The sequence below is a fragment of the Oryzomonas japonica genome (assembly GCF_008802365.1).
Taxonomy (GTDB): domain Bacteria; phylum Desulfobacterota; class Desulfuromonadia; order Geobacterales; family Pseudopelobacteraceae; genus Oryzomonas; species Oryzomonas japonica.
The window spans coordinates 120,762-139,280 of sequence record NZ_VZQZ01000011.1 but is presented as its reverse complement, the minus strand read 5'-3'; the positions used below and the strand labels follow the sequence as shown (position 1 = coordinate 139,280).

Sequence of the window (18,519 nt, the reverse complement as noted above, 5' to 3'; positions counted from 1 at the left end):
TGAATTGTCAGTGTTGTCGGACTTTTGATTTGAACACCATCGACACGGATATTGCCACCAGTTTGATGGCAGGGTCAAGAAAAACAGAATTAAATTATTTGAACAGAAACAATATTGGCTCAACCTTAGAGCAACCATAAAACTTATCGCCTTACAATGCTGGCCGCCATCAGGACAAGCCATCTGTGCACGACAAAACTTGCTTCCTGATATCGATCTACTTTGAGATACATCGTCTTTGTGCGCATTTCCTTTCCCCCACAAGATAACTAGCGTATCCACCAGGGGATATAAGAAGCAATAAGGGCTTAGGCAATAAAGCCTAAGCCCTTGATGTAATGGCGCGCCGGTTATGATGAAAATCAGTACTGAAAAATATGCCTTGATATCAGCCGGATATAACTGTTCATTGGTCTATTTGAAGTCCAGCTGTATTTTAGTGTATATGATTAGAATCCGGCTCTGTCCAAATCTAGGCACGGAACAGTGCCGTTTTCATTATGACGTCAGAGAGCGGTGCAGCGGCAGAGAAAAGTGGTCAGCGTAAAATAGATAGCCAGTATTAGCGAAATATTAATTCTTCACGCCATGCCGACAAATAGTCACTGGGGGCAATGGTGGAGCAGACATAGAAAGAATAGTTAGTAGCTTTGCGGCCGGTTACCATCCGTTCCTTTTTATCACATGCAAACACTGTCTTGTATGTTGCGGTAATTGGATTCGCTCGGATCATGTCACGTATTTTTTTTGATATCACGTCAGAACCAATTTGGCTTCCCGGCTCCTTCACCTTTTGCTGTAGGGCAACAAGCTTAAAATCAGGGCCACTGATTTCAATCCTCACCAGCCCGAAGTGGGTTGGTGCTCCCATTCTAAGGGCCAAGAGGCTGAATTAACACAAGTTTAAATCCACATGTTAGCCCGCATCACCCCCCCAAATTCCCGTCATGTGAGGGCGTAGTCCTCTCGTCGAAGCTCAGTAACTATCCCATTGCAATTTTTCCGTCAAATTTCCTTCACATCCGCAATAGAAATTTTCTCCGTTTTCTGTGTTGAGCCCCTCTATAAGTATAAACGGTCGTCTGCATAGCAAACGACCGTTCAGTAACCCAATTCACATTATTGCTAAGGCATCATGCCACCGGTGGTCGTACCCGAGGTCCCTCCATTATTCCGCCTCTGAAGGCGGACGACATGTTCGTGTCGGGTTGCAGGGTGAGACGGAGTCCGAGCATCTCGCCAGGAAGATAGAGTGGGGCGATGAATTCGTAGACTTCTTCACCCGTTTCAACATCACCCGACCGGCCTTTGTTATGCCATTGAGGGCCATCTCCACAGCTTCAGGGTCCTGAACAGCAGTGCCGATCAGGTCCGGATTGGAATGGAAACGGTATCTTCCTGATTTGTCTATCAGCGCAAAATAAGCGATGTCATGGGTGGTGAACGTGGCGAGAGAAAGCAGTGAAGGGTCGTGCATGGCGCTGTTTTCCATGGCCGCTGATAGTGAGTGGGCCAGGCCGCTGAGATGATCTTCTGCCATGGGGACCGGAGCCACGATAATCGCTGACGGCGAACCATATAAGAAATATTGAAACGCCGGCCCCGGCAAAAAGTAGAATCTTTTTGAGCATGGGGATGTTACCCGGCCAGAGTTGAGGCGAAAATCACTTGGTGAAAGATCGGTTTCAATCCCTGAACTTTGTATGGCATTCCGCACATCGATTTTCAAATTTGCCAAACGCCTCTTTGGCAGATCCGAAATTGCCATTTACTGCGAGCTCGCGCACGGTTGAGACATCGTCACTAAATTTGACGGCAATCATATTATCTCCTCAATTGCAAAAAACTTGCTGAAGGCTCAAAAGCGTCGAGACATCGTTGGCCCGTCGCTTTTTGTCTCGTTTCTATTTTGCCGGCTGTACCAGTAATGAAGCATCAGCCTTCTTAGCGATGTCACCGATCTTAACCTCTCCCTTGATGATTTCTGCCTCGAAGTAATGCTTCCCCATGAACGATAGCACCTTCACCGCTCCGACTTCTGTCTCCTGTCGGGTCTTCATGTTCATACGGTAAACCGGAAGTACGTCGTTTACCGCGATTTCCTTCTGTGCCTCTACATCGCTGCTGTGAAACAGATGTACTTTGCTGCCCATCTTCATGACGATTTCGTTTTTGGCTTTTTTCTCAGCGGCCTGGGTGACAACGGGGATAGCCAATATGGCCGAGAGGCTGAGAAGGGTGAGAATGTTGATTATTCTTTTCATAATAGAGCCCTATCTTCCTGTATATATTTGCGCATCTTTTATCCCGGGTGCTAAAAAAATAGTATACTACTATTACTTGTGCTTTAAACCAGTTACTACCCCAGCCGTTTCACCTCCCTTCTCAACTCAAGGGCTGATTACGGCTAAACGTCATCCTGCTCACTACAGAGCGCATCGAGAACCCGCTCCATCGTGGCGCGTACCTGGCCAGCGACCTTCGTAAGCTGGTCATTTGCGATCATTCCCAGAGCTGCGACCGGGTCCATGACCATCACGGCGGTTTTATCGTCATCTCCCTGATAAACGACTACATTGCAGGGGAGTAGGGTCCCTATGTTGATTTCGCTATCGAAGGCTTCCCAGGCCAGCGTAGGGTTACAGGCCCCCAGGATGACATAATCACGGAATTGCCGGCCCAGTTTCTTCTGAAAAGTCTGTTTTACGTCTATCTCCGTCAGGACGCCGAAACCTTCCTTGGCCAGCTCTTCGCGGACCTTTTTCTCCACTGCATCGAAAGAGCCATCTAGTGATACACCGAACGCATATGAAGTTTGTAGTCTCATGATTTCCTCCCCAAGCTGTGATATTCAATGCTCGTGCTGTTTCACTTCAAGCGGCATCACGGTGTCGCCTTCCGCTGGCCTACCAAGTTTATCTATCACCTTCCATCGCACTTTGATGGCAAACTTTCCTTGAACAATAATGGAGTTTTGGGCTTCAATACCGCTGCCATGTCAAAGACAGAGAGGTAGATGTCGCCTTCAAGGGGAGTGCCGTCCTGCAAGGTCATCCGCAGCTCTTTCACATCAACAGGCCGGTCAAAGAAGGCGTTAACCTCTTCAACTTCCTTGGCGCCCTTGTCCTTAACTGCCGTGATACTCAACAGCCGGGGAGGCGAGATTGCCGAGACGGCCTTGTCGTCAGCTCCCTGAACATCAAGAGCTTTTGCTTGCCCTTCTGTTAGAATCCGGACCGTATTGACATCTTTGAACTGCTTCATTATGGATAGTTAGTGGATTTCATGGACGAGTAGTGAACTCACTTATTTTTCCTGGACAGACTCTTAAACACTACGACCAGCACCACCAGTACGGCGAGCGCTGCCCAAAACCACGTCTGTCCGCCAGCCCATCCACCCATCCATCCGCCTGTATGGTCCATCATAAAGATCCTCCTTTGGTTGCGCTGCGACCGGCCAGTCGTTTGGCAATCCAGAATGTGAACGGAGGCAGCAGCGTCATTTGTGGAGTAGCGGCCACAGGCCCGTGCCAACAAACATAGGCACTATGGGCATCTGCTCGTTGTACGCCCAGCGTCCGGCGTCTAGCGCCGCATGTTCCACCAGCACCGCATACGTCAGCCCCAGAACAGCTGCCGCCGTGGCATACCTGTTCCATCTGGCGCGTAAGCCCCATCGGGGATCGCCAGCAGCCAGCGCTCCGGACGCATAAAGGCCCAGAATGATTCCCACATCACCCACCGCCGCCCGCGTGCATAAACCGAGCGTGCTCGTCCAAGAATATTCCGCCGTTTCGACGTAAGCGGGCATCTGTGCCATTTCCCAGATTTCGTTCATAACGAAACCCGCTAACATTATGGCCGCAAAAAAACCAACCAATAGCCGCAAAGGTAGCCTGGGATTTTGGGGGGAGCGTCAGCGTCGGCCACGGTCGCGACGTATTGCTTTGACAGCAATAAAGATCGTGCTAAAGATTCCGGCGGTAACCATTACTTCGCCGGCATTATGATGCAATCCGGCGTCCGGTGGTGTACTCACCATCAACGCTCCAGCGACCATAAGCGCCGCAGAAATGATGGCGCTGGTGAGCAGTTCTAGGTTGCGGCTGACACGACCCCCTAATGCTTCAATAGCCGGAGCCTGAAAGCGGCCCAGGTTGCCTTCAGCGATACGTCGGAGGACACGTCGCGTGTCACCGGGCGCATCATTCATCAAGCGTTCCATTTCGCGCGCCAGCTTGCTTGTTTTTTCCTTTATCCGCCCCAGTGAAAAATGCTGCGCGGTCAGGCGTTTGATTTCTTCTCGAAACGATCCCATGTAGTTATGGCCCGGATCGAGTTGACGTATCAACGATTCCAGGATGACGAAGGCACGCGTCAGCAGGAAAAACTCGGGGGGATTGTGGACTCCGTTTCGGCTCCCGGCGCGCAGCAGCGAATCGAACACTTCCCCGACCGAAACAACAGCAAGATCGCTCCTGTGAATTTCAGTGAGTACGGCCTTTATGTCCATCAACAACTCCGCACGATCGACCTTTTCGCTCCCCTGCGGTGCCATTTCAAGATACGCCTCTTTGGCGGCCCGGGCATCGCCTTTCACGACCGCTTCGAGCAGGAGCGTCAGCGATTCGCGCATCGACTCGTCAAGCTCACCCGTCATCCCGAAATCAAGCAAGGAGAGCCGTCCATCGGGCAGAACCAACACATTGCCGGGATGCGGATCTGCGTGGAACAATCCCTCTTCGAAAATAGTTTGTAGCATAAGCCTAACCAGGGTGTTGATCGCCCGCGGCATAGCTTCAGGTTGTTGTTTTGCGTAGATATCTACACGTTCACCAGCAGAGAACTCCATTGTGAGAATGTTTCCGGTCGAGAACTCAGACACGACATCCGGAATCCAGAGGTCAGGAATATCCGCCAGCGCAGTGCGAAAGAGCACTATGGAGCGCGCTTCACGTTGAAAATCGGTTTCCCTTTTCAGACTTTTGGCAAATTCTTGCACCAGAACAGGGAGGTCGAGCGCAATTAAACGAGGAAAGAAACTTTCCACCAATGCTACCAGATAGGTCATTGCCGCGATATCCGTGGAGATCATCTTTTCAAGGCCGCGCCGCTGCACCTTCACGGCCACGTGACGCCCGTCCAGCAGTGTCGCTTCATGCACCTGGGCAATGGTGGCAGAAGCTATCGGCGTTTCATTGAACGAGGCGAACAATTTCGTCCATGGCGCGCCAAGTTCTATTTCAATTCTGGCGCGCATTGTGCTCGTGCTCATCGCCGGCAACTGGTCATGCAGCAATTCCAACTCATCGATGTAGGCGTCCGGCAGCAGATCTCGTCGCATCGCGAGTACTTGTCCGAATTTAAGAAAGGTGAGTCCCAGTTCCTCGAAGGTTTCCCGGACCTCTTTCGGTGGAGGCCAATGTCCCTTGCCGCGTAGGGCGCCCAGGAACTTGTGCCGGGCAAGCACACGCATAATTTGCATGAGTCGCGGCATCACTCGCCGCAGATTTCTTTTAGCCGGGCCGATCATCACAGACATGTGCTTCTCCCAACAGTCATGCGTTGGATGGTTACTACATCATCATTCCACCGCTTCCCATCAGAACAATAGCTGTCGATGATTTAGTCGGGTCAACAGTACTGGTAGCTTTAACGAGAAACATCCCCTGCCTAGCGGGTCCCGTATAAAGTCCGCCGGGTGTAATAGTGCCACCGTTCGGAGTTATCACCGACCACGTCACGGAAATATTGGCCGTAAACTGTTGTGTTGGTCCGTTTATCTGCATTTTGGCGACACTAGGCGTTATGGTTATGCCGCTAGCCGTCGGCGTTGTAGCCGGCGTGACAATATTTCCTGCCATCATAGTGCCGGACGACATACTTGCCATTGATCCCGTATATACGCTAGTACCATTCACATACATCATGGATACGTTGCCGCCGGCATCGATAGTCATTTTCACGTCATCAAACATTCTATCAAGCCCCAAACCAATTGTTATAGATCCCGTAATTGGGTCTACATTGGCAACGCCATATGCGCTTAGCAATGGCGCCATCTTTTGTTGCATATGTTGCCTGGCTGTACCGATGTTTCCCGAAATGGTGCCCATTTGCGTTCCATTCGGATTATTATAGAAGGCATTCATGGATGACATATTGGCAAATCCTGCCGCATCCGCCACCATCAGGTGCGACAGAGGGTTAATGTTGGCCGTTCCCGGACCGCTACTCATTGAATAGAGCGTACCAGCTCTTAGCATGTAAGGGGCCGTTTTACCGCTAACATTGAACGAGAATGCTCCGCTTTGTGCATTGATCGTAGTACTCATTTCGGGATTATTTGCAGAATCCTTCATAAATACAGTGCCGCTCATAGGCGCTCCGCTAGCTGCGACCCCAGAAACAGTTGGGGTACCGCTTCCGCCACCTCCTCCACCGCAACCGTTTAGTGCAAAGACGACTACCGCCGAGATCAGGTACATTGCAAAAGCAATTTGTTTCATGACATCCTCCTTTACCTGGTTAATGGTTGATAATTGGGCTTAATGAAACGCCCGTTGTGGAGCATTCGTTATTTGAAATCCGCATCAATTAATTAGCAACTAACACGCCAATGAATATCTGTGGGTACTAAGAGTGCAACGGCTTGATTGTGCAGGGATAAATGAAAAGAGAGGGTGCAGAGAGAAGAGAAGATCAGCAGCGGAATCTATCATATCTGACAAAACTTCCATATATGACGGACGATGTTAGGGCTACTTTGTGAAACTTGCATGGTTTTCAATTGATGACGAAAGGCATGTTCTCAGGTACATGGAAAACTACACCAGAAACTCTACTTTAAATCTGTCTACTTGACAGGGAAGCTTACGGTCACTGGTGGGAGCCGTAAAGTCTACGGCGGGAAAAAAGAATCTGAGCACTCCAGCTGAAGTACTCAGATTCAATGAGGTTTGGCGCGCCCGGAGAGATTCGAACTCCCGACAACCTGGTTCGAAGCCAGGGACTCTATCCAGCTGAGCTACGGGCGCATACCGAGATTATGACAACTGAACCGCCATGCTGATGGTCGCTGTAGGTATCAGAGTGGCACTTGGTGAGTCATACACTTGAATATTCGAAAGCGAAAAGTCACTTGCGGTGACGGTCGTCCCGGAACTGATAACACAGTTCACGATCATAAAATTGCCCGGGCCGAAGCCGTTCAGGGTTACGCTGCCGAACGTTATCTGGGAAGAACTGAAATTGGCAATAGAGAGGCTCCCGACAGCTCCCCCGGTCAAGGTCACCGATCCCCATGCATCGGTACCAGAGAGAACGGCTGGCGACACTCCCTGCGGCAGCTTGATGGTGAATATAGCTGACGACACCAGGGTGTTTGCGGGTAGGCTCGGTATGCTCAAGGTGAGGGTGGCCTTCGTGGGGTTTACGGGAGCAGTACTTCCTCCTCCACCGCCTCCGCCGCAACCGAAGGCTGTGGTAACGAGAAGGGCAAAAAGCGCGCGTGCAAGATAGCGTATCGTCATGGCATTACCCCCTTGCTTACTAAGATATCACATGACGCAAAATTAGCAACAGCGCGGAAATGATTAAGTTGCCCGGTTCTTGCCGCCCACTGCAATGGTGACTTATTTGTTGTAACGTTCGATGAACCCCTGAACCTGGAGGGCGGTCTCGCTGGTCCGGTCAAGTTCCAGGTAACGGCGCCACGCCTCCCGCGCCTTGTCCATGCGGTTCAGGTCAAAGGCATTGACGTATCCGACGTTATACAGGCTTTCCAGGTTATAGGGCGCGATCTTGAGCGCCCTCTCGAAATTTGCCAGGGCTCGCGTGAAATCGCCTAGCTGACGGTACATAGCCCCCTGGTCGTTAAGTATGTCCGCATCGTCGGGGGTGAGCGCCAGTGCCCGGTCATAGGCCTCAATGGCCTGCTGGGGCTGGTCGCCGTCGTAATAGGCATTTCCCAGCTCGCGCCAGGCTGCCTGATCGCCCGGTTCCCGTTGTGTCTTCTGGAGCGCCGCGGCAATGCGTGTGCGGACCTCTTCAGGGACCTGTTGTGTGGTCGCCTCCGCCGTGTCGTTGCTGTCCGGCGTTTCCATCTCATCGTCCGAAACGGTTTCATCCTCAAATGACGGGCAGACCTGTTTGGCGGCCAGGTCGAGCGCCGAGCCGGGGAAGATGGCTGCCAGCGCCCCCCCCCCTTCATCCTCGCCAACCGTTTTCCATCCGGTCCAATGATGTCGATGAGTCCCAGGATATCGGTCTGTTCACTGCAATCTATTTCGTAATATTCCAGGTGGAGGCGGTACTGTTTTTCGCCATATTCGCCGGCAGCCAGTTTGCGCTGCGGTTCGCCGAGGGGGGTGAACCTGAGCCAGACGGTCACCCTGCCCAGGGGGGTCAGTTTCAGGGAATCCATATCAACGGCGACGTCATGACGCGCCGTACGGGCCAGGGGGCGCCATTGGACAGCCGCCGCAGTCCCCTGAAGAATAACGCTCAGTGAGGCCGCCAGCACCATGAGGCGCACGAAACGGTATGGTAGTGCTCGTCCTGTGTTCACGTGAATTCCTTAACATTTTCAAGGATAAGCCCGACTGCGCCATTGTACTGGAGCATGGTTTGTTTTCAACTGTTTTTTCCGCAGCGCGTCATTTTTTGCCTGGAGTGCTTCCGACTTGACGCCTATACTGTTTTAATGTAGCTTTCGCCAGATAGAGTATACAGGAAAGGTGACGCCGAAAATGCGCGTAATTGCGGGCAGTGTGCGGGGAATGAAGCTTGCGGCGCCCCGCGGGATGCAAACCCGTCCTACAGCCGACCGGGTCCGTGAAGCACTTTTCAGCATCGTTACGAGCCGCCGTGACCTTGAAGATGCCCAAGTGCTGGATATCTGCGCGGGAACCGGGAGCCTGGGGGTCGAAGCCCTCAGCCGGGGGGCGGCCTTTTGTTGTTTTGTGGAGCATGATAGGAACGTACAGGCGGTTCTGGAAAAAAATTTGGAGGCCACCGGCCTTACCGCCCGGTCTCAGGTCCTTACCCTCGATTGTCTCAAGGCCTTGCGTCTCTTGGCGTCACAAGGACGGCGCTTCGATGTGGCGTTCTTTGATCCCCCCTATGCCTCTGCCCTTTACAATACCGTGCCGGAGGCGGTAGGCGGCCTGTCCCTGCTGGCGGATGACGGGGTGCTGATCGTGGAATGCGCGGCGCGCAATCCACTGCCCGAACGGGTAGGGACGCTTATCAAGTGTGATCGCCGGGTTTACGGTGACACGGCACTGGAGTTCTTTATGTTGGAGGACGCATGAAAAAGATCGCTGTCTATCCCGGTTCCTTCGATCCCATCACCTACGGTCACGTGGATATCATAAACCGCGGCTTGAAGATCTTCGATCAGGTGGTGGTGGCGGTGGCCGCCAACTCCCAGAAGAACCCCCTGTTTTCCATCGACGAACGGGTCGCCCTGATCCGCGATGTGTTCAGGGAGGAGCCGCGGGTGGTTGTTGACACCTTCAGCGGCCTTCTGATAGATTATGTGTCCTCACGGCGGGCACATGTCATCATCCGGGGGCTGCGCGCCATATCGGACTTTGAATACGAGTTTCAGATCGCCCAGATGAACAGCACGATCGGGCAAGGCGTCGAGACGCTGTTCATGATGACATCGCTGCAATACGGTTATCTCTCCTCCTCCATCGTCAAGGAGGTCTGTCTGCTGAACGGGAACATCGACCGGTTTGTGCCGCCGGAAGTGAAGGCCGCCCTCAGGGCAAAATTCGGACTCGAGTGAACGACCGCCAATGGGGCGGTGCCAAACGGAACCAAGCGTGCAACGAAGCAAAATTACCCAGGCGCTCCAAAGCCCATCCTTTTTTGCAAGCAAGCGAGGTGCGTACCATGATCACACGGGACATGATTATCGCCGATATTATCAGACAGCACCCCGAAACAGTGTCGGTATTCCAGCGCTATCATCTTGACTGTTACGAATGCCAGATCGCCGATCTGGAAACCGTTGAGCATGGGGCCGGTGTTCACAAGGTTGCCATCGCCGAACTGATTGAAGCATTGAACAAATCCCTGGAATGAATACCACGGCTCACGATCACCGGCAGGTTATTCCCTTGGCGGATTTCACTCCATGAATGATTTTGATAATTACGCCAATTATTTTCCCGCCGGCATGAAGGTCAACGTTGGCATCCCCCTGGCGAATGCCGGAGTGTTCCGCGACTGGGCCATCATTCTCGAGATCGACGAGGATTTCGTCTCCCTCCAGCTTTCCCGCGATCAACTCCCCCTCAACGCCTCCCTCCACGTGGGGCAGATCCTCGACCTGCGCGGCGGCAAGGATGACAGCGGTTACAGTTGCCGGGCCATCATCGTTGCCGAAGGTCCTGCCCGGGAGATACTTCTCCGCCTGATCGGCGAGATCGTTTCCGACGAGCTGCGGGAGTTCTACCGTATCGATGCCTTTTTGCCGATCAAGTACTACCTCTCCTCTGAACAGAACGTGGACATTCTCAAGCAGGAATGGGTGGAACGCCGCGAGCAGCGTCAGGCCGTCGATGTCGAACTCAAGAACAAACGTTGGGACAGCAGCCTGGTACTGGGGCGTGCGGAACTTCCTCCGGAGCGGCGGCTCGAACAAGCAGAGGACAATGCCGGGGAAGGCGAGGAGGGCGACGAGGAGCATGAGGAAGAATACGAAGGGGAAGAGGAGCGCGAAGGGCTAGAGGAGGAGCGCGAAGAGCCTGAGGGTGGGGAAGAACCCCCGGCCGACTCATGGGATACCATTATACCGCTGGCCGCCAACATCAGCGGCGGCGGCGTGCGTATCATCACCCACCAGCAGTTTGAAAGCGGCGTCTATGTGCTGCTGGAGATTCTTGTCCCCATGCCGCGCCGCATTGTGGACATCGTGGCGCGGGTCATCACCGCCAACCGCAATTTCGCCGCCGGCAACGACCGTGAATACTTCAACACCGGCCTGCAATTCGTCTTTATTGACGAGCGGGATCGGGACGCCATCATTAGCCATATTTCGAATGTCCAGCTCAAGCGGATACGCCAGTTGCGCGAACAGTTCATCTTCCGTGACGGCCGTCCTGTCGAGGGGGAAGAACAGGAGGAGGCGTCCCGGTTCAACTGGGGCCGCTTCGGCAGACGGCTTGTCTACGCCCTCATCTTTCTGCTGGTCACCATGCTCATCGCCGATTATTTCAGGCATTATGCCAAAGGGCACCCCAAAAACGAGATCGAAGAGATCTTCGAGGGGGGGATCAGAAAGTACCTGGAGAAGTTCAAATAGCCTTTGATCCAGTCGTTAACGCAACACGAGCCCGGGGGGATACCATCCGGGCTCGTGTTTTTTGTAGATGCGGTCTTGAACCTTTCGACCTGGAAAATTTGAAATTATAATCTACCTCACGCCAGCCTCTCCGCTCACCAGCAACAATTCGTTTGCCCGTTGGATGAACAGGGGCGATGGCTTGTCGTAGTAGACACCGTACTCGACCGAACCGGTCGAAATTCCCCGCAAGAAAACGTAGATGGCGCCGCCGAAATGGGTGGCGTAATCATAACCCGGCAGGCGCAGGCGCAGCATCCGGTCGAGCGCCAGGGTGTAGAGGTGGTATTGGAGGATATAGGCGTGCCGGGCCATGGGTTCCGGGAGCCTTGCCGCACGATAGTCCTCGTGCTGGTTCCCCAGATGGTTGGATTTCCAGTCGATGATGTAGTAGCGGCCGTTGTGCTCGAAGACCATGTCCATGAAGCCCTGCAGCATGCCGCGCAACTCCTGGACGTGGAGTGCGGCCAGGACCTCCGCGAACTCGCCATGCCGGTCGTGGCTCAACAGCCCGGCGAACAGTTCGGTCAAACCACTGCCGCTCAGCCTGTTCACGGGGAGGAAAAACTCCATCTCGACCTGCCACGAGCCCGGCTTGAGGTGCGAGAGGGAGAAACCGGGATCGGCGGAGAGGAGCGGGGCGGAGATGATGTCCATGACCATGCGCTGCACGGCCGGCAGCCAGCGCCGGTCATAGCCGTTGCGCAGCAGAACGGTCTGGCAAAGCCGCTCCAGGGACTCACTCTCCACGGCGCTGAAATCGAGCTGCTCGAATAGTTCATGGAGGCAGGTGCCGGCGGCCGCGCCGCGGGGAAAGCCGAAGATCGACAGCTCTGCTCCGAGCCCATCCAGGGGGCTGTCGCCGTCTGCCGCGATCTGGGGAGCATCAGGCGCGGCGACGGCATCGTAATCGTGGGGCTGAAGATGGCGTTCGGAGCCACCGGTAATGGCACTGAAACTGGAGACGCGCCACTCGGTGGATATTGTCCGCTGCACCTCACGGCAGGCAAAGGGGCCGGAGGCATTCTGATCGGGGGTATAGGGCGGGGCGGCCATCTCTGCCGGCATAAACCGGGCGGCAATGGGGCTGGGACCATCAGTATGGATCGCCTTGCCGGCCAGCCCGGCGACCGCATCCAGAATCTCCTGATCGTCGGCGGCGCCGAACGATTTGGCGTCCTTGAAGTTCTCACCGTGCAGCAGCCTGCGCAACGGCGACTCGAAGGCGCCCTTGATGCTGCCCCAGGTGACATAGCAGAGAAACTCGGCCCGGGTGAGGGCCACATATAGGAGGCGCGCCGCCTCGGCATCCTGTTCCTCCCTGGCCAGTTGCTTGTGGTCCGTATCCCGCTGGTCCGATCCCAGATCGAGCGTCAACCCGCCGCTGGCATCGTGAAAGAGCACCCGCCTGCTTTTGGCGGAAGGGGGGTCCCAGGCAAAGGGGAGAAACACCACCGGATATTCCAGCCCCTTGCTGGCATGGATGGTTGAAAGGGTGACCGCGTTGGCGTCCGTTTCCAGGCGCAACAGAAAGGTATCGTCCTGCAACTCTCCCGTGATGCGCCGTTCCAGCCAGGCGATGGAGCCCTCCAGGCCGCGGCCCTGCTCCCGCTCCGCCTGGTGCAGCAGTTCGCAGCAGTGCAGGATGTTGGTCATGCGCCGGGGACCTTCGGCAGAGGCGAGTGCCTGCCGTCTGACGCCGCACTCACCCAGAAGGCGCGAAACCAGAGCGATCACGCCGCCTGCCCGGGCCGCCTCGTGCAACGCCCGGAAGCGCAGCAGCCATACCTCCCAGGCACTTTCGTCATGTTGCAGGTCAAAGACGTCATTGGCCGACAGCCCGATGACTGAGGTCAGCAACGCCTCGCGCACCAGAGCGCTACGGGCCGGATCGGCCGCCGCCCGCAGGATGCGCAACAGGTCGAGCGCTTCGCGGGTTTTGAAGATGGTGGCATTGCCGTGTTGAACCGCGGGTATGCCAAGGGCGGTCAAGGCGCTCTGTATCTGGTCGGCCTGGTAATGGGCCTTGACCAGAATGGCCATATCCCCCGGTTTGAGCGGCCGTTGAATGCCGTCCTTTGCTATGACCTCGTAACTTCCGTCCAGCAGACGGGCGATCTCCGTAGCGGTCGCCGTGACCGTCGCTCCACGGGCCACAGCTTTGCCGGCCGCTTTTGACCGGTCGGCACGTTGATAGACCCAGAACCTCAGCGGACTCTCCACCGGCCTGCCATTGCACAGGAGTTGCTGCCGCCGGTCCCGGCCCGCCTGAACCGCGCCGAACAGGATAGCGGGATTGAGGAACGGGTTGTCCGTGCCGAACAGGGTGTTGACGGCTGCCACCAGGGGTGGGGTGGAGCGGCGGTTGGTGTCCAGGGTCCAGCACCGCTCCTTGTCCGTGGCCTGGGCTGCGGCGATGTAGGCATGGATGTCTGCGCCACGGAAACTGTAAATGGCCTGCTTGGGGTCGCCAATCAGGAAGAGCGGGTATGGCGCGTCGGGGGGGCTCTCGGCGTTACCGGCGCCGTAATCTCCCCGCTCCATTTTTGGCGGCAGTCCGGCCAGACGGGCGAATATCCGCCATTGCAGCGGGTCGGTATCCTGGAATTCATCGATCATGGCCGCCTTGTAACGCTCGCGGAGTCCGGCCGCCAGCCGCATCCCGCCCGCCCCCTCCAGGGCCAGGTGCAGATCCAGCAACAGGTCGTCGTAACAGCGCAGGTTGAGGGTCTGTTTGCGTCGGGCCAGTTCGTTCCGCAACCACTCCTTGAGTTCCAGTTGGCGATGGATCAGCTTTGTGTTGAATCCGTTATCGACCCTCACTGCGGCGTCGTGCAGCCTGCCGCAGAGGTCGAAAAACGGATGCTCCGGCCGGATGGATCCCTTTTTCATGCCTTTTTCGATGCGGGCCGGGGTAAACAGCGCCAGGCCGTCGCACCCCTTGTCCAGGCTCCTGCGTTCCAGGCAGACGTTGAGTTTTGCCGCGGCTGCCTCGATCTGGGCTGGTTTGTAGCTGGTCTGGCTCAGGTTGGCCCGGTTGAGCATCTGGACGATGGCCGCGCGTTCCGCCGCCCACATGGCCGCCACCGGCGGCAGCAGCGCGTCCCGTTGTTCCATGAGCCGGACCAAGTCCGCATCCTCCGCTTCGGGGATGACGTTCAGGTCCCGGTTCTGGTACTGTCCCTCAAAGGGTTCGGCCAGCTTGTCCGGTGTATATCCTGCCATTACCAGGCGTTCCAGGAATGGCCCTTCGTCGGCCATGATCCGGGTCCGCCAGAAGTCGTCGCACACCTGGGCCACCAGGGCGGACTGGTCGGCGGTCAGCTCGCTGTCGAAGAGCGAACCGCTCTCGAAGGCGTTCTCCAGCAGCGCCCGCTGGCAGAATCCGTGGATGGTGAAGATGGCGGCATCGTCAAAGGAGTACAGGGCGCGGGTAAGGAGGCGTTGTGCCGCCTCCCGATCGATCTTTTGGCTGGCCAGCAGCATCTGTTCAAGTTCGTCGGTCGGTTCCCGGCCCGTAACGTACAGGTCCAGGGTGGCGGCGATCCGCTTCCTGACGCGGTCGCGCAGTTCGGCGGTGGCGGCCTTGGTGTAGGTCACCACCAGGATTTCCTCCGGCCGCATGCGCTGTTCCAGGAGCAGGAGGATGTAAAGCGCGGTGATGGTCCAGGTCTTGCCGGTGCCCGCGCTGGCCTCGATTAAGGTCAGGCCGGAGGTATCTATTTCGTGGAGGCTGAGGGTTTTCATGCCGTCTTATCCTCGGTTGCCACCGCCCGCATCGGTTCGAACACCCGGCGGCTCAGTTCGTTGAATTCCTGGTTCAGCGGGTTCGTATCGCCAAAACAGATGGAAATTGACGGTTCTGCCGATTCTGCGGGAGAGGGGGCGTGGTCACTGCCGGTCCACCGCCCCTCGGCCTTGTCCATGCCCTCCGTGAGGTAGAGCCAGGAGACCTGGGGGAAGAAGGGGAGCGGTCTCCTCATGCCTTCGCGATACAGTTCCAGCAGGTCGTTCAGGATGGCGGCGGCGTTGTCCGGCGGCGCCAGGGACAGGGACAGGTCGTTGCAGAGCAGGAGGCTTTGGCGCGGATAGCCGGCGGGCGCCAGGGCGTTGAGGAGCAGGTGCTCGACCCACAACCCCAGGCGGTCTTTGGCCTTCATGGCGGCGCAGCGCCAGCGCAGATGCCGTGTCGAACGAATGCCGTTCACGACGCCCTTAAGCGTCATCCCGCTGTGCCCGTATGCCACCGCCAGAGGTGCCTGCTCTGCATCCAAAAACGGCGCCACCAGATCGGCAAACCTCCGCCCCTCATCCTGGGCCTCTCTGAAGGCGGTCTGTCCTGCGGCAAGGGGGGGCAACAGCGAACGGGCCCGGGCCGTCTCGTAGCCGGTGCCGGTCTCCGCGCCGGACAGCATCTGTTGCACAAGATCCTGCCTGAGTCCGTAGGCGGCTATGCCGTCCAGGCGGAACGGTTCGCGCTCCTGCACCTCTTCGTCGGGATCGAACGGGTGTACGCCCAGGCGTCGAGCCAGGAAGGCGGCGCAGGGATTGCCCAGAAACCGTTGCAACTCCCGGAGTTCGATCTCCTGCACCAGGTTGGAATCATCCGGCAACGGTGCCGTGATGAAACGGCGCGTCACGGGGCCGGAGAGCTGCCGTGCCGCCAGGGCGTCCCGGTATTCGGTCGAGTAACTGAACAACTGCGCGTTGGCGCCGGTACTGAAGTAGTCGGGGCTAAAGGCTTGCAGGCGGTGTTTGACGAGGACCGGGGGGGCGGTCTCGGGGAGGCCGGCGACCACAGCGGCGCGCGCCACGTAGTCCAGCAGTTCGGCAACTACCACCGAGGGGGGGATGACGGAGTTGTCCCGGTCGCTCTGGCCGGTGTAGCTGATGTGCAGGCGTTCCTGGGCCGAGATGAGGGTCTCCAGGAACAGGTAGCGGTCCTCATCCCTGACGGAGCGGTCGCCGCGTCGGCGTTTTCCGGACAACAGGCTGAAGCCGGGCTGGCGCTTATTGCGGGGGAAGATGGCGTCGTTCATCCCGCATAGGCAGATCACCCGGAAGGGGATGCTGCGCATGGGGAGCATGGCGCAAAAGGTGACCCGCCCCCCCAGAAAGCCGAAGCCGCCGCCGGAATCATCCAGCAGCCCGTTCAGGGCTTCGCGCATCGCTTCCAGGCTGATGGGGGTGCTGAAACCGCTCAACTCCTCGGCTTCGCGTAAGGTCTGGAGGCTGTCGAAGAGCGGCTTGAGCCCGTCTTCGCCGTTGCCGGGGCGGATAAGGTCCTGGGCGACGGTGGTGAGGATATCGGCCCAGGCGGCCAGAGAATGGTTCCCCGACAGTTGCTTGACCGCTGTGCGCGCTGCCAGCAGGAACTCGGCCAGCTTGCCCAGGGGCACGGCGGAGCGCCCCTCGATATCCCCAAAGGGGAGGATGCCGCGAAACAGGCGGTCGCTGTCCGGCTCCAGGGCGTAGCCCAGGAAGAGGCGGTCCAGGGCGGCCTGCCAACTGAACTCTTCAAAAGAGGGGAAGCCGAGTTCGGCCCGCTGGTGGGCATCAAGGCCCCAGCGTACACCGGTTTCATCCAGCCATATCCTGATGGCCTCCAGTTCGCCGGGGGTAATGGCGAACCGGTCCAGTACCGGCGACGATTCCAACAGTTCCATGATCTGGTTGACCCCGAAGCGGGTTGCCGGGAGCCCCAGGATACGGGCAAAGGTCTCCATGAACGGGTTTTCCCTGCGTTGGCTGCGATCCGCAATGGTGAACGGTATGGCCGGCCGGCCGCCGGCCTGGGTGCCGAACACGGCGGCGATGTAGGGGGCATAGGTCTCGATGTCCGGTATCATCACCACGATGTGGCGTGGCTCCAGGTCGTCCAGTTCGTCGAACATGGCCAGCAGGTTGTCGTAGAGCACCTCCATTTCGCGCAACGGGCCATGGCAGGAGTGCACCTGGAGGGAGCGGTCCCCCGGCGCAACGACGATCCGCTCATCCCGGCCGCCGCTGTCCCGCAACTGGCGGATGTCGTTCTGGATAGCCATCAGCAAGGTGCCGCTGGGCTGTTCGCCCTCCTCGTCCAGGTCTAAGGTGTCGAAGCCGTATTCCAGCAACATGTCGTGGAACTCCTGCCCCATGGTTCCCAGGGAGGAGAGCAGTGGGTTGCCGGTATCGTAGTATTCTTCCGCATCGGGGGACTCCCGCAGGGCCAGTTCCGCCAACCGTTTGCGGGAGACGATATCGCCCCAAAAGGCGCCGCAGGGGTTTTGCAGGTAGAAAACTACCTCCGTAGTGTGGGCCAGCAGCGAGAATGCCTCCAGGTGGAAGGGGGGGAGGTAGGAGATGCCGAACAGGTTGATACGGTGCGGGAGCGGGCCGGCCGGTTGTGCTCCCGCTTTGATGCGCTCCCGAAACATTCTGAGGTGCGCCGCCCGATGCTGTCCGGCACAGTCGGCGGAGATCGCCCGCCACAGGTCGGATTGCCAGCCGTCATCCCGGCCCCGGTCCCACGCCTGAACCATATCGGGCCGGAACATGATGTACTGGTCGAACAGGTCGGCCAGGGTTCGGGAAATCTGGAGCAGCCGGCGGTCGTCGGCAGTCGCGCCCAGGTAGCCGGCCGCCTGTTCGAAGCCGGGCCGGGTCAGCAGGGCGGGGAGCCGGGCCGCGATGCGCCAGGACATGCGCTCCCGGGTAAAGGGCGAACTGTCGGGCAAGCCGGGGATCATGGCGCGGAAGCAGCTGTCCAAAATCTGGTTGGGAAAGGGAAAGTCAAGGCCGGCAGCGACCCCCCGGATGGTTGCCAGTTCCAGGGAGAGCCAACGGGCCATGCCGGGATTGAGCACCACCACCGTATCCCCTCCCAGGGGCGGGGTAGGGAAGCCTGCCATGTCGCCCGCCAGGGAAACGGCCAGACGGGTGAGGGAGTTGCTGGTAATGACCTTGAGTGTGCCCATGGCGGCTAGACTACACCGGAACCGGCAGGACAAACAAGCGGGAAGTGGAGGTCGGCCCCGAGCCTGGTATAGTGTCGCCTGGCGTCCCTGCAAGAAAGCCATTGTCGCTGCATGGGGAGGCATGCTATACATGATACACATCTGAACCACAGGGCCCATTCCTGTGGTTTTTGTTTTCCTGAAGCAACCGACACGGCCTTGTCTT

The 18,519-nt window shown here is 57.3% G+C and carries 16 protein-coding genes and 1 tRNA gene; 4 read left to right on the top strand and 13 right to left on the bottom strand.

Annotated elements, in window-relative coordinates; genetic code table 11:
• Positions 1-1,168: 1,168 nt before the first annotated feature.
• The 11 genes from F6V25_RS15650 to F6V25_RS15600 form a co-directional block, all read right to left on the bottom strand.
• Positions 1,169-1,729, bottom strand: coding sequence for a hypothetical protein (locus tag F6V25_RS15650; protein WP_151129549.1), 561 nt, complete (start codon positions 1,727-1,729; stop codon positions 1,169-1,171).
• A complete protein-coding gene (locus tag F6V25_RS17540) occupies positions 1,686-1,823 on the bottom strand; it encodes a cytochrome c (RefSeq protein ID WP_151129548.1) in 138 nt (45 codons plus the stop codon). Before F6V25_RS17540 ends, F6V25_RS15650 begins: the two co-directional genes overlap by 44 nt.
• Before the next feature lie 81 nt (positions 1,824-1,904).
• On the bottom strand, positions 1,905-2,264 hold the full coding sequence (locus F6V25_RS15640) for a hypothetical protein (protein WP_151129547.1): 360 nt from the start codon (positions 2,262-2,264) through the stop codon (positions 1,905-1,907).
• A 143-nt stretch (positions 2,265-2,407) separates the two neighbouring features.
• Positions 2,408-2,827: a DUF302 domain-containing protein gene (locus F6V25_RS15635; RefSeq protein ID WP_151129546.1), complete on the bottom strand. Its 420-nt coding sequence runs from the start codon at positions 2,825-2,827 to the stop codon at positions 2,408-2,410.
• A gap of 95 nt (positions 2,828-2,922) precedes the next feature.
• On the bottom strand, positions 2,923-3,264 hold the full coding sequence (locus tag F6V25_RS15630) for a hypothetical protein (RefSeq protein ID WP_191966231.1): 342 nt from the start codon (positions 3,262-3,264) through the stop codon (positions 2,923-2,925).
• A gap of 237 nt (positions 3,265-3,501) precedes the next feature.
• Positions 3,502-3,840: a hypothetical protein gene (locus F6V25_RS15625; protein WP_151129545.1), complete on the bottom strand. Its 339-nt coding sequence runs from the start codon at positions 3,838-3,840 to the stop codon at positions 3,502-3,504.
• Positions 3,841-3,918: 78 nt separating this feature from the next.
• Positions 3,919-5,544, bottom strand: a complete 1,626-nt coding sequence (locus F6V25_RS15620; RefSeq protein WP_151129544.1) for an ABC1 kinase family protein — start codon at positions 5,542-5,544, stop codon at positions 3,919-3,921.
• A 34-nt stretch (positions 5,545-5,578) separates the two neighbouring features.
• Positions 5,579-6,511, bottom strand: a complete 933-nt coding sequence (locus tag F6V25_RS15615; RefSeq protein WP_151129543.1) for a hypothetical protein — start codon at positions 6,509-6,511, stop codon at positions 5,579-5,581.
• A 451-nt stretch (positions 6,512-6,962) separates the two neighbouring features.
• Positions 6,963-7,039: transfer RNA gene (locus F6V25_RS15610), tRNA-Arg, on the bottom strand.
• Positions 7,040-7,048: 9 nt separating this feature from the next.
• Positions 7,049-7,534: a hypothetical protein gene (locus F6V25_RS15605; RefSeq protein WP_151129542.1), complete on the bottom strand. Its 486-nt coding sequence runs from the start codon at positions 7,532-7,534 to the stop codon at positions 7,049-7,051.
• Between the two features lie 102 nt (positions 7,535-7,636).
• Positions 7,637-8,107 (bottom strand): tetratricopeptide repeat protein, encoded by a 471-nt coding sequence (locus F6V25_RS15600; RefSeq protein WP_151129541.1) that lies wholly within the window; start codon positions 8,105-8,107, stop codon positions 7,637-7,639.
• A 645-nt stretch (positions 8,108-8,752) separates the two neighbouring features.
• On the opposite strand from F6V25_RS15600, the gene rsmD reads away from it, so the two are divergent.
• The 4 genes from rsmD to F6V25_RS15580 all read left to right on the top strand — a co-directional run bounded on the left by rsmD (position 8,753) and on the right by F6V25_RS15580 (position 11,319).
• Positions 8,753-9,316 carry a 16S rRNA (guanine(966)-N(2))-methyltransferase RsmD gene (gene rsmD, locus F6V25_RS15595; RefSeq protein WP_151129540.1) on the top strand — a complete coding sequence of 188 codons (564 nt, stop codon included), beginning with the start codon at positions 8,753-8,755 and terminating at the stop codon, positions 9,314-9,316.
• Positions 9,313-9,798 carry a pantetheine-phosphate adenylyltransferase gene (coaD, locus tag F6V25_RS15590; protein ID WP_149309391.1) on the top strand — a complete coding sequence of 162 codons (486 nt, stop codon included), beginning with the start codon at positions 9,313-9,315 and terminating at the stop codon, positions 9,796-9,798. Before rsmD ends, coaD begins: the two co-directional genes overlap by 4 nt.
• A gap of 107 nt (positions 9,799-9,905) precedes the next feature.
• Positions 9,906-10,097: a DUF1858 domain-containing protein gene (locus F6V25_RS15585; RefSeq protein WP_149309393.1), complete on the top strand. Its 192-nt coding sequence runs from the start codon at positions 9,906-9,908 to the stop codon at positions 10,095-10,097.
• Positions 10,098-10,149: 52 nt separating this feature from the next.
• Entirely contained in the window at positions 10,150-11,319 is a 1,170-nt protein-coding gene (locus tag F6V25_RS15580) for a PilZ-like domain-containing protein (RefSeq protein WP_151129539.1), read from the top strand.
• A 111-nt stretch (positions 11,320-11,430) separates the two neighbouring features.
• Here the strand turns inward: F6V25_RS15580 and recB are convergent, their stop codons facing one another.
• Positions 11,431-15,105: an exodeoxyribonuclease V subunit beta gene (recB, locus tag F6V25_RS15575; protein ID WP_151129538.1), complete on the bottom strand. Its 3,675-nt coding sequence runs from the start codon at positions 15,103-15,105 to the stop codon at positions 11,431-11,433.
• Positions 15,102-18,314 carry an exodeoxyribonuclease V subunit gamma gene (recC, locus tag F6V25_RS15570; protein WP_191966230.1) on the bottom strand — a complete coding sequence of 1,071 codons (3,213 nt, stop codon included), beginning with the start codon at positions 18,312-18,314 and terminating at the stop codon, positions 15,102-15,104. The genes recB and recC overlap by 4 nt, the downstream gene beginning before the upstream one ends.
• Between the last annotated feature and the right edge of the window lie 205 nt (positions 18,315-18,519).

Coding starts and splice junctions, on each gene's coding strand:
- F6V25_RS17540 (WP_151129548.1), bottom strand. CDS start 1,823: ATGATTGCCGTCAAATTTAGTGACGATGTCTCAACCGTGCGCGAGCTC.
- F6V25_RS15600 (WP_151129541.1), bottom strand. CDS start 8,107: ATGGAAACGCCGGACAGCAACGACACGGCGGAGGCGACCACACAACAG.
- F6V25_RS15630 (WP_191966231.1), bottom strand. CDS start 3,264: ATGAAGCAGTTCAAAGATGTCAATACGGTCCGGATTCTAACAGAAGGG.
- coaD (WP_149309391.1), top strand. CDS start 9,313: ATGAAAAAGATCGCTGTCTATCCCGGTTCCTTCGATCCCATCACCTAC.
- rsmD (WP_151129540.1), top strand. CDS start 8,753: ATGCGCGTAATTGCGGGCAGTGTGCGGGGAATGAAGCTTGCGGCGCCC.
- recC (WP_191966230.1), bottom strand. CDS start 18,314: ATGGGCACACTCAAGGTCATTACCAGCAACTCCCTCACCCGTCTGGCC.
- F6V25_RS15585 (WP_149309393.1), top strand. CDS start 9,906: ATGATCACACGGGACATGATTATCGCCGATATTATCAGACAGCACCCC.
- F6V25_RS15640 (WP_151129547.1), bottom strand. CDS start 2,264: ATGAAAAGAATAATCAACATTCTCACCCTTCTCAGCCTCTCGGCCATA.
- F6V25_RS15625 (WP_151129545.1), bottom strand. CDS start 3,840: ATGAACGAAATCTGGGAAATGGCACAGATGCCCGCTTACGTCGAAACG.
- F6V25_RS15605 (WP_151129542.1), bottom strand. CDS start 7,534: ATGACGATACGCTATCTTGCACGCGCGCTTTTTGCCCTTCTCGTTACC.
- F6V25_RS15620 (WP_151129544.1), bottom strand. CDS start 5,544: ATGTCTGTGATGATCGGCCCGGCTAAAAGAAATCTGCGGCGAGTGATG.
- recB (WP_151129538.1), bottom strand. CDS start 15,105: ATGAAAACCCTCAGCCTCCACGAAATAGATACCTCCGGCCTGACCTTA.
- F6V25_RS15635 (WP_151129546.1), bottom strand. CDS start 2,827: ATGAGACTACAAACTTCATATGCGTTCGGTGTATCACTAGATGGCTCT.
- F6V25_RS15580 (WP_151129539.1), top strand. CDS start 10,150: ATGAATGATTTTGATAATTACGCCAATTATTTTCCCGCCGGCATGAAG.
- F6V25_RS15615 (WP_151129543.1), bottom strand. CDS start 6,511: ATGAAACAAATTGCTTTTGCAATGTACCTGATCTCGGCGGTAGTCGTC.